The sequence below is a fragment of the Isoptericola cucumis genome (genome assembly GCF_014635665.1).
In the GTDB taxonomy this organism is placed as follows: domain Bacteria; phylum Actinomycetota; class Actinomycetes; order Actinomycetales; family Cellulomonadaceae; genus Isoptericola; species Isoptericola cucumis.
The window spans coordinates 1-10,599 of sequence record NZ_BMDG01000020.1; the positions used below are offsets into that span (position 1 = coordinate 1).

The window sequence follows — 10,599 nt, forward strand, 5'->3', positions numbered from 1 at the left end:
CCCTACCCCGACGTCATCACCACGCCCGGCGTGTCACCGGGGACCCCCCTCATCCGCGAAGAGCCGGCAAAGGCGAGAGTGGCGGCATTCATCACAGGCCTCGGACTTCGTCCCCTGGACGTCGGCGGGCTGAGAATGGCGCACTGGCTCGAGGGAATGGGCCTGGTCATGGTGGGGCTCGCCGGGAACGGGGTCGGCCACGGGGAATTCGCCCTCGGCGTCGACGAATTCACCGACTGAAAGCGAGGCCCGGTTCCACCGGGTCCGAAACTGCCCGCCGGCGCTCCCGCCGCGGCATCACAGAAGGAGTCATCATGCGTCTGGTATGGCAGCTCTTGGCGGTCGCGGCGGTCTGGGTCCTCGGCAATCTGGCCATGGCGGCGGTGACGGACGACCCCTGGCTGGCGCTCGCCGCGGGCCTGGTGACGGCCCTCGTCGCGGTCCTCGTCTACGGCTGGGTGGTGCGGCGCACCGAGCACCGGGAACCCGTCGAGGTGTCGGTGCAGGGCGCCGGAGCCGGAGTCGGCGGTGGCACGTTGCTCGGAGTCGCGCTGTTCGGGGCCGTCATCGCGAGCATCGCCGTCTTCGGTGACTACACGATCCACGGGCTGGGGACGCCGGCGAGCGCCGTCGGCCTGCTCGGCATCATGGCCGGGGCCGCGGTGACCGAGGAGCTCGTGTTCCGCGGTGTCCTGTTCCGGAACGTCGAGCGCTGGACCGGGACCTGGATCGCACTGGTGCTGACCGGCGCGCTGTTCGGCCTGATCCACCTGCTCAACCCGAACGCCACCCTGTGGGGCGCCGTCGCCATCGCCGTCTCTGCGGGCGGGATGCTCACCGCCGCGTTCGTGGCCACCCGCACGCTCTGGCTGCCGATCGGCCTGCACTTCGGCTGGAACGTCGCCGCCAGCGCCATCTTCAGCACCGAGGTGTCCGGCAGCAACACGCCGCAAGGCCTGCTGGACGCGACGATGTCGGGTCCGGCGCTGGTCACCGGCGGTGACTTCGGACCGGAGGGCAGCGTGGTCGCCATCGTGCTCGGGGTGGTGGCCACCGGCGTGTTCATGTGGCTGGCGCACCGGCGCGGGCACGTCGTGCCCGTCCGCCGCTCGGACCGGGTGGACGTGGGCGCCGCGCTCGTCGGCTGATCGCCCCTGCCGGGGTCGCGGTACGCAGCCTTGCTGCCCTGAGCAGATCCGGACGCCGCCCCGCCGGCGGAGCGGTACGTTCAGGGCTCGCGAGAGGAGCACACGATGGAGCTGATCTTCGTCCACGGCGCCCTGGTACGGGACGGGCAGTGGTGGTGGCAGCGCACAGCGGACCTGCTGCGGGAACGCACCGGTATCCGGAGCCGGGCCGTCGCACTGCCCTCGTGCGGCGAGAGCACCCCGGACCAGGTCGCCGGCGGCCTGGTCGCCGACGCGGCGGCACTGCGCGACGCGCTCGACGAGGTGGACTCCGCGATCGTCGTCGGGCACTCCTACGGCGGCACCGTCATCGCGGAGGCCGGCCGCCATCCCGCCGTCGCGCACCTGCTCTACGTGTCGTCGTACCTCCCCGACGTCGGGCAGTCGCAGGGGGCGATCATGAGCGGCGAGAGCGACCCGGTCTCGATCGGCGACAACGGGGACGGCACGCTGAGCGTGTCCGGCTACGACGCGGCGTCGTTCGGGGAGCGGTTCCTCCAGGACGCCGACGAGACGACCCGGCACCAGGCGTGGGAGCGGGTGACGTCCCAGTCGGCCGCAGCGTTCATGACGCCGACCAGCGCGGCGGGCTGGCAGGGGGTCGACTCGACGTACCTCGTGTGCGCGCAGGACCGCAGCACGTCGGTCGAGCTGCAGCGCCTTCACGCGCGCCGCGCGACGCGTTCCGTCGAGCTGCCGACCGGGCACCACCCGTTCGTCACCCGTCCCGACCTGGTCGTCGACCAGGTCCAGGCGCTGGTCCGCCGCACGTGAGCACGCCGGGGAGAGGCACATGACCGCCCGCCCTCCGGTCGTCGCGGTGTCCGACGCCGAGCTCGACGACCTGCGCGCGCGGCTGCGCGGCACCCGGTGGCCCACCCGCTGGCCCGTCGACGGCTGGGAGGCGGGCGCCGACACCACCCAGGTGCGCCGCCTGGCCGAGCACTGGGCCAACGGCTACGACTGGCGCACCCACGAGGCACGGATCAACGCCCTGCCGCACCGCACGGCCACCGTCGGCGGCACGCCCGTCCACTACCTCCGGTTCGACGGCGAGCGGCCCGGCGCCCTGCCGATCGTCCTGACCCACGGGTGGCCCAGCACCTTCCTGGAACTCACCGACCTCGCCCGGCGTCTCGCGGAGCCGTCGAAGCACGGCGGCGACGCGTCCGACGCGTTCACGGTCGTCGTCCCCTCGCTGCCCGGCTACCCGTTCTCGCCGCAACGCCCGACCCTCCCGCCGACGCTCCAGACCCACGAGATCTGGCACCGGCTCCTGCGGGACGAGCTCGGCTTCGACCGGTACGCCGCGCACGGCGGCGACCTGGGCGCGGGGATCACCTCGCGGCTGGCCGAGGCCTACCCGGAGTCGCTGGTGGGCATCCACCTGCTCGCCGTCGCCGCCCCCCAGGAGTACGACGCCGCGAGCCTCACCCTGGACGAACAGACCTACCTCGATCAGGTCGCCGGCTGGAGCGCTCAGGAGGGCGGCTACCAGCACCAGCAGAGCACCCGCCCGCTCACCCTGGCCCACGCGCTGTCCGACTCACCGGCCGGCCTGCTGGCCTGGATCGTCGAGAAGTACCGCGCCTGGAGCGACTCGGGCGGCGACCTGTCGTCCCGGTTCACCGACGACTTCGTCCTCACCCAGGCGTCCCTGTACTGGTTCACGGGCACGATCTCGACGTCGTTCCGGCCGTACTACGAGTACGCCCGCGGCCTGACCCGCCGCGTCGAGAAGGTCAGCGTGCCCACCGCCGTCGCCGTCTTCCCCGCCGACCTCACCCGGCCCCCGCGATCCTGGGCGGAACGCACCTACGACGTCACCCGGTACACGTCCATGCCGCGCGGCGGGCACTTCGCCGCCCACGAGGAGCCCGGGCTGCTCGCCGACGACATCACCGAGTTCTTCCGCCCGCTGCGCTGAGCAGGCGTCTCGGCGGGAGGCCTTCGTGGGGCTCCTGCGGTCGACCTGCGGCCCCGGTGTCCCGGTCCCTCGCATTCCGGTGCGTCGTATTCCGGTGCGTCGACGAACTGCGGGCACTAGGTTGCGTGCCGTGGATCTTGCGCATCTCGGGACGCCGACCGGGCCGGTGCGCCGCGTCCACGGCGGGTTCGCCAACCGGATGTACCGGCTCGACACCGACCAGGGGTCGTTCGCGGTCAAGGAGCTCAACCTCGTCGACCGTCGTTCGACATACCGCGCCGAGGACGTCCTCATGTTCGAGCGGGCAGCCTTCGCCGCAGGCATCCCGATGCCGGAGCCGGTCTCGGCCAGCAGTCACACGCTCGTCCACCGGTGGGTCGAGGGTCAGAAGGTGCCCGAAGCGCCGGTGCCGGCGCCGTTCGCGTTCGAGATCGGCGAGATCCTGGCGCGCCTCCACGCGCTCGACGTCGAGTGGCCCCACGCGTCGATCGAGGACCCCACGCCACGGGACTGGCCCGAGCTCGCCGAACGAGCGGCAGCGACCGGGCAGCCGTGGGCCGAGGAGCTCGCCTCCCACGTCCAGACGTTCCTCGCGATCGCCCGATTCGTCGACACCTGCGAGCGGCCGGGACCCGTCGTGCTGACCCACCGGGACGTCCAACCGTGGAACCTCCTCGCACGAGACGGCCGGCCGGTCCTGCTCGACTGGGAGCTCTCGGGGATGCTCGACCTGTCCGGCGAGCTCGGCTCCACCGCGCTGAGCCTTGCGAAAGGACCGGGTTTCGACAGCATCGAGCCCACCATCTTCCGCCGGGTCCTCGACGGGTACGTCGCAGAGGGCGGGACGCTGCCGCCGGCGGGGCCGAGCTGGTTCGTCTACATGATCGGCGGCTGGCTCGGGCACACGAGGTGGAACATCCTCCGCTGCCTCGCCGGCGCCGAGGCGAGCACCGGTCCTGACCTCGCGCTGTCGCACGAGTCCGCGCGCGCCGGCATCCGCGGCCTCCCCGACATGTTCGGCCGACTTCCCGAGCTGGAGGCGCTGCTCGGGTGACGAAGAGCGGACGAGCCGGTCTGTACGCCGGGTTCGCCTCCCTGGGCGAACGCACCGTCACGGACTGACCTGGCGTCGGCCGGGAACGTTGGGGACAGACAAAAGCTTGCGGACTGTGCGCGGACGGCCAGCCCGTTGCATCCTCGCGACCATGCGAGGGCAGAGCGGGACCTGGGTGCCCCAGGCGCGGCCTCGAATCGCAGTCCTTCTCACGGAGATTCGCCCAACGTCCTGTCGACCAAAGCACGCAATCTCACTTGTTGGTTCGAGACCCCCGCAGCCGGCGGGAACAGAGATTGAACCTTTACTCGACAACGCCGCCTCATGCTCTACATCACGCACCGCGACCGTCTTGCGCCGAGGCGTGTTCCCTGCCGCGTCATACGTGAACGACGACGACCCCAAAGTCGCGGAGGGCGTCTTCGCGGTCACCGACGACACCGCATGCGGCCGCGTCGACGACTCCCCCGACACCGGACGCACATGCGTACTCGTCACATCCCCGCCCGCAGCCGCAGAACGGTGCAGCACCGCGCTGGTGCGGTTCCCAAGCACGTCGAAGTACAGCACTGGAGCACCTCGGTTCGCCCGGTGTTCAATCTCAACCACAAGTAGACCTACGACACACGAACGAGATCGGACCAGTGGCTGGAGTTCGGAACCTGGTCGACACACCGCCGCCTCATGCCCTACATCCAGGACCGCAAGGTGGTCGCGACCTTCTGCGCCTTCCTCTTGCCTCCCAGGAATTCGTAATGCGAGTACTCAATCAATTCCGCCACATTCCCATTGCCGTCATCGATGGTCGGGACCCAAGTCCTGAACGGGACGACCTCGCCAACCGAATCAGTCACCCCAACTTCCGAGTTTGGGCCAAAGACCCGGCGATACCTCGCGCCGTAGACCACCACGCCGCCTCCCGGCGCGGGGCGGAGCCGCAGGCGGATGCTGAGGTAGATCAGCCAAGTTCCCGCAATTATTGCCACCGCGCCGACTGCCCACCCGGACACGCGACTAGGGTCGTCATATATTGCGGCTAGGCCAGGCATGAAACATCCCAGTCCGCACAATGCCAACACCACCGATGCGGTCGGAGGGATGCTCTTGGATCGCCTTAGCACATTGCGCTCCCGACCGCTGCCGTTCGACGACTTACAAAGTTTCCCGAAGCCATTGTGCCGCCGAGGGCGGCCGTCGCCGCCTTGGTCGCTCCGAAGAGCCAACTGGGAGCATGCCGGAGGGATCGGAAGCGTCGTGGGCAGGTTGTTCGCATACGCGTACGCATTCCACTTCTGTGGATCCGCAAGGTCCATGACCGGATCCACGCTGATGAACGACCCCGGCAGCGGGTCGTAGTAGCGGGCCCGACCTGGGGCCCGTGCCGTCGGCAGTTTTGTCGAGGAACCCGTGGTCCCCGATCTGGCCGGTCACGCCAGTGGCTCATCGGTAAGTGCGCGGTTAAGCCGCCGTACGTATCGCGATATCTTGGAATTGAATCCAACAGTAAATTGAAAGTCAACGCTTGCACCATTCCGCATCTCAAGACGAATCATATAGAAGAAGTGGCTGTCCAATCCGCGGGTCCAGAAGCTGGAATACGGCACAACAAGAAAGCTGCCGGAACCAGGTATGCAAGACACTGTCCTTGTTCGCCACCAGCCGCGGAGCTTAATGGAATCTCTCCCCATGGACACCCCCGGCCGCGGACTGAGAGCAATGCTCACGACTCCCATGAGACACAGCCCAAAAGCAATCGCGCTCCGCGAGTTTTCGATTACTAGGAGGCCGAGGCCAAGTAGCATAGCAATCAGCGCGACGATCGTAACGGTTAGTCTGCCGCCAAGCCCGGGCCCCCGGAGTCGACTCATGCCGTTCGCCCTGGAACTACCAACTTCCATTTGTTTCACCAGCCACCAGTCGATCGGACAGGTAAGCTCCGACGTTTACCGTCTTGTCGTACTTTCGCCTTTCCGACCGATAGATCGTTCGTCCTTGTGCCGCGGCTCGCTCAATGAGCCGTGGCTTTGCGAGTGCGCCCGCGACCTTGACGGCTTTACCTGCAGCGCCACCGGTAGCGGCTGAGGCGAGCTCTAGTCCAAATTCGCCCCACTTTTCTTGGCGCGCGTAAGCACCGGCCATTACGAGCGAGCAACCTGAAGCAATAGCGCCCCACGCAAACGCACAGGCAGTTCGAATCCAACTTGCACCGGAGCTTTCTGTCAACCATTCTGACGCGTCTGCCGTCCAGTCCCAGACGCGTGCGACAAGCGACTTCTGTTGGTCTTCCTTGGCCTGTGCTTCGCGTGCGCGCTTCTGTTCGCCTGCGGCGGCCGCGGCGGCGTGTCCAGCGGCGGCGCCGTTGTACTCGTTCACGACGGGGACGGTCTTACCGGTAGCGGACTCATACGCGTCGTCGTGGGTGGCGTAATAGTTGCAGGCGTGCTCGGTGTAGCACTCGCGGGTCTGGCTGGAACGCCCGTTCGCGTCAGTCTTCGTCTTGATGCACGAGGTCGACCCGATACACGGATCATTACGCCGCGAGTCGTTCTCATCACGAGGGTTGTACCCCACGTTCCCCGAAGAACCAGGAGGAAGCATGCCAGTGGGATCAGACAGGGTCGTGGGCCGGTTGTTCGCATACGCGTACGCGTTCCACTGCTGCGGGTCCGCCAGGTCCATGACCGGATCCACACTGATGAACGACCCCAGCACCGGGTCGTAATACCGAGCCCCGACCTGGGACAGGCCAGTGTCGTCGGCAGGTTTGTCGAGGAACCCGTGATCCCCCACCCACCCGGCGGTACCCGTCGATCCGTCGGGAGCGCCGGCCGCGCTGGTCCGTTCGGCACCGAACGGGTCCAGGTGTCGCCGGGTCACCGTGTTGGACACGTTCTTGACCTGCAACACCCCGGTGTTGTGCGGGTCGGACACGATCGCAGACACGTCGTCGAACCACGACCCCGTACGCACCGCGACCGTCTTACCCGCGAACGAGTAGTACCGAGTAGCCGACACATTCCCCGCCGAACCGATCGTCAGCTCCTGCCCCGGCAGATACACCGTCGTCGTACCACCCGCACGGCGCACCAACCGCTCCCCGGAGGCCGAGTACACGTACTCGTCCGACTCCAAGGCCTCGACCGCCCCGTCACCGTCCTGGTCAGCCGACACGCCCGCGAGCTCACCCTCGGCATCCCACGACAGGGTCTGCACCGCCTCACCCGCCACCGCACGCCGAGACGTGTTCCCCGCCGCGTCATACGCGAACGACGACGTCCCCAGGGTCGCGGTGGGCGTCTTCGCGGTCACCGACGACACCGCATGCGGCCGCATCGACGACTCCCCCGACACCGGGCGCGCATACGTACTCGTCACATCCCCGCCCACAGCCGCGGAACGGTGCAGCACCGCGCTGGTGCGGTTACCAAGCACATCGTAACTGTACGACTTCCAGTACGGCGCACCCCCACCCAGACCCGCCACCGACGGCGCCACCGCACAGTCCCCGCTCGCGGGAGTCCACGCCTGAGTCAGGCGCTGGGCCCAGTCATAATCGAAACACTGCTGATCCTTGGGCTGCCCGCCAAGCTCGGGCGCATCCTTCGCCGACAACAGGTTCCCCGCGTCGTCGTAGGAGTACGACAGGTGCTGCAGCTCGTGCAGCTGATCGTCCTGGTTCCCCGTCTCTTGCGTGGTCGTCGCCCCTGTCAGCCGGCGGGTCCCGGTCTGGTAGTACATCGCCTGCTGGTAGGCGTACGTGGTGCCCAGGTCGAGATAGGACACCTCGCCGGTGGGCAGGTAGTCCGCCTCGGTCACATAGTTGCCCCAGTCCGCGCCGCCCGTGAGTCCCGTGGCGGCGTTGGTGCCGGCCACTGGGGAGTAGTAGACGCTCATCCGCTCCTCGCCCAGCCCGCCGGCCGCGGGGATCGATTGGCCCCACACACGCCCATCCTTGGTGTACACGTACTCGTAGGTGTAGGACCCGGCCGCGTTGCCGAGCGATTCCGGCAGGGTCACGGTCTGCGACGTCGGCAGGTACTGATCGGTATACCCACCGAACGTGGTCGTGTACTGATCGGCGCCGTCGATCCGCGTGCTCGAGGTCAGGTGCCCCTTGGCCTCGGTGTCAAACGCCCAACGGGCCCGCACCGTGCCGGTGACGGTGTCGTCACGCAGCGTGGTCTGACGCCCGAGGGCGTCGTAGGTGTAGGCCAGAGTCTCCCCGCGCGCGTCGGTCGCCGTGACGACGTTGCCGACCGCGTCGTAGGTGCTGGTGGCGTCGCCCTTGTCCGGGTCGGAGGTCGCGATCTGCCGCCCACGTAGGTCATAGTCGTACGTCCACGTGTTGCCCTTCGGGTCGCTGACCCCGACCAGCCGCTCGGCGTCGTCGTACCGGTAGCTCGTGACGTGGTGCGTGCCGGCCGGGCCGGCACCCGTGTACTGCCACAGCTCGGTCGTGTTCCCGCGCGCGTCGCTGACGGTCGTGGTGGGCACCCCGCCGCTCGGCGGGTCAACGTGGACCCGGTCCCCCTCGTACGTGGTGGTGGTAGACCACTTCGGCAGGTAGCTGGTGTCGTCGTCGGGCTTCTCGCCCGCCCCGACCTGGAATGTCTCCTTGCCCGCCCGCCCGGCACCGTCGTACTGGGTGAGGATGCGTGAGTCCACCGCCCCGGATGACACGACCAGGCTCGCACCGGCTGACCCCGTGGTGGCCCAACCGTCCCGCACGACCGTGGCCAGTCCACGCGCGTCATACATGGTGTCGGTGATCACCCTGCCCGCGGCGCTGGCGGACGCGGACGGGCTCTGGGTCTGGCGCGGGCGCAGCAGCCCGTCGTAGATCACGCTCGAGGCGACGTACGCCGACGCGTCCCAGTTCAGGGTCTTGGTCACGGGAGCCGGTAGTGCCAGAACAGGCGATCCTTGGAGTCACCACCGCACTCCGGCGCACGCGATACGTCACAGAAGCCAACTGCCTGTGCGTCGCTGGGCTTCCAGTAGGTGTTCGACGGCCACCTCGAGCGCACCGTCGCCCACCGTCCCGGGGTGCCGGACCCGATGCTTGGGTCCAGATGCAGCGGAAACTCCAGGGCCGGGTCGGCCAACACCTGCGGGTCCGGGGACACCACGACCACGTCGCCGTTCACCGCCACGTCCATCGGGTGCACGCCGTCACCCGTGGCCGGTGCCGCCAGCCGATCCCCCTCGGCCGCAGCCCCCGAAGGGTCGCCGCCGCCCGACTCGTCGGTCGACACCGTCTTGCGTGCAGTGGAAGGCGCGCCGTCTGCGGTTCCGACGTCGTCCCAGTCCAACGCACCCGCCGAGTCCCACATCAGCACCGGGCCGGACTCGAACGCGACCTCGCCGGCGCTGTCGCGCACCGCGAACCCGACCGCCGTCTGGGCGACCTGGAGGCCGGCGGACACTTCCAGCGGGAACGACAAACTCAACGCCGCAGGAGCTCCGCCCTCACCTACCAGTAGCTCCTCGTGTAGGTGCGCCAGGGCAGCCTCGTCGCCCACGCGCACCACTGGGGTGACCATCGACCCTTCGGCGTTCACCGTGACCACCATGGTGACCCCGCCGCCCAGGTCGTACGAGACTCGCTCGTCCTCGACCGTCACGGGGCCGGTGATCGGCAGCGACTGCGAGTACATCGCTACCCGCTCGTCACTGTCGCCCATGATCGCCAATGGCAGATCCGCACCCCCTGCCCCGCCCGGGTTCAGCCAGATCGGCTCGACGCCACCCGAGACTTCAAGCATCCCGGCAGGGACACCGTCCACTGCCTCCGTGGTGGGCGCGTCCGAGACCGTCACGTCCACCGGCGCCCACTGTCCGTCGCCGTCAGAATCCTGACGCACCGCGGTCGCGGTGTAGTCGACCTGGAGATCTCCCGACGCGGTCGCGTACGACGTCGACCACTCCGTCGACTCGTCGGCCGCCAATATGTCTTCACCACACGCCACCGCGACCTGCACGGCCTCGTCGATCGTTTCGACCTCCGGCATGCACTCCACCGCTCCCGCCGGCGGATCGTCCGCATCCTGCACGACGTCTGCCGACGCCGGAACCGCGACCAACGTCACGACCAACGAGAACGCCAGCCCGCCACCGATCGCCCTCGACCACACCCCACGCGCCACGCGGTCCCCGATTCGTTTGCCAGAACAACTGGCAGAAATCTGCACGGAACCTGATGGTTCGGCAAGCGCTCTCATGCTTCGTTACCGAAACGACACCAAAGCGAAATTCAGGGCATAGAGCACCTAACTTTCACAAGGATGGAAGCGGGTGAAATCCTGCCAATATGCGATCGGTGCGGAACGGTCGCACACCAGTACCCCGACGGGTTGCAGCTTTGCCGGCTCATCCGATCTGAGGGTGTAGCCGCGGTCTGAAGCCGCCGGCTTCCAGGAGCGATCGGGCGA

6 protein-coding genes and 1 pseudogene are annotated in these 10,599 nt (G+C 68.2%); 5 read left to right on the forward strand and 2 right to left on the reverse strand.

The window, feature by feature from the left end:
• The 5 genes and pseudogenes from IEW03_RS20140 to IEW03_RS20160 all read left to right on the forward strand — a co-directional run.
• Positions 1-240 (forward strand): annotated as a pseudogene (locus tag IEW03_RS20140) (hypothetical protein); the annotation flags it as partial.
• Between the two features lie 74 nt (positions 241-314).
• Positions 315-1,148, forward strand: a complete 834-nt coding sequence (locus IEW03_RS20145; RefSeq protein ID WP_188525513.1) for a CPBP family intramembrane glutamic endopeptidase — start codon at positions 315-317, stop codon at positions 1,146-1,148.
• Positions 1,149-1,253: 105 nt separating this feature from the next.
• Complete coding sequence (locus IEW03_RS20150) at positions 1,254-1,961, forward strand: alpha/beta hydrolase (protein WP_188525514.1); 708 nt, start codon at positions 1,254-1,256, stop codon at positions 1,959-1,961.
• 19 nt (positions 1,962-1,980) lie between these two features.
• A complete protein-coding gene (locus tag IEW03_RS20155; RefSeq protein ID WP_188525515.1) occupies positions 1,981-3,114 on the forward strand; it encodes an epoxide hydrolase family protein in 1,134 nt (377 codons plus the stop codon).
• Positions 3,115-3,244: 130 nt separating this feature from the next.
• Complete coding sequence (locus IEW03_RS20160) at positions 3,245-4,168, forward strand: phosphotransferase family protein (protein WP_188525516.1); 924 nt, start codon at positions 3,245-3,247, stop codon at positions 4,166-4,168.
• Positions 4,169-6,052: 1,884 nt separating this feature from the next.
• On the opposite strand, the gene IEW03_RS20165 is transcribed toward IEW03_RS20160, so the two are convergent.
• Positions 6,053-9,061, reverse strand: coding sequence for an RHS repeat-associated core domain-containing protein (locus IEW03_RS20165; protein WP_188525517.1), 3,009 nt, complete (start codon positions 9,059-9,061; stop codon positions 6,053-6,055).
• On the reverse strand, positions 9,058-10,359 hold the full coding sequence (locus IEW03_RS20170; protein WP_188525518.1) for a hypothetical protein: 1,302 nt from the start codon (positions 10,357-10,359) through the stop codon (positions 9,058-9,060). Before IEW03_RS20170 ends, IEW03_RS20165 begins: the two co-directional genes overlap by 4 nt.
• Between the last annotated feature and the right edge of the window lie 240 nt (positions 10,360-10,599).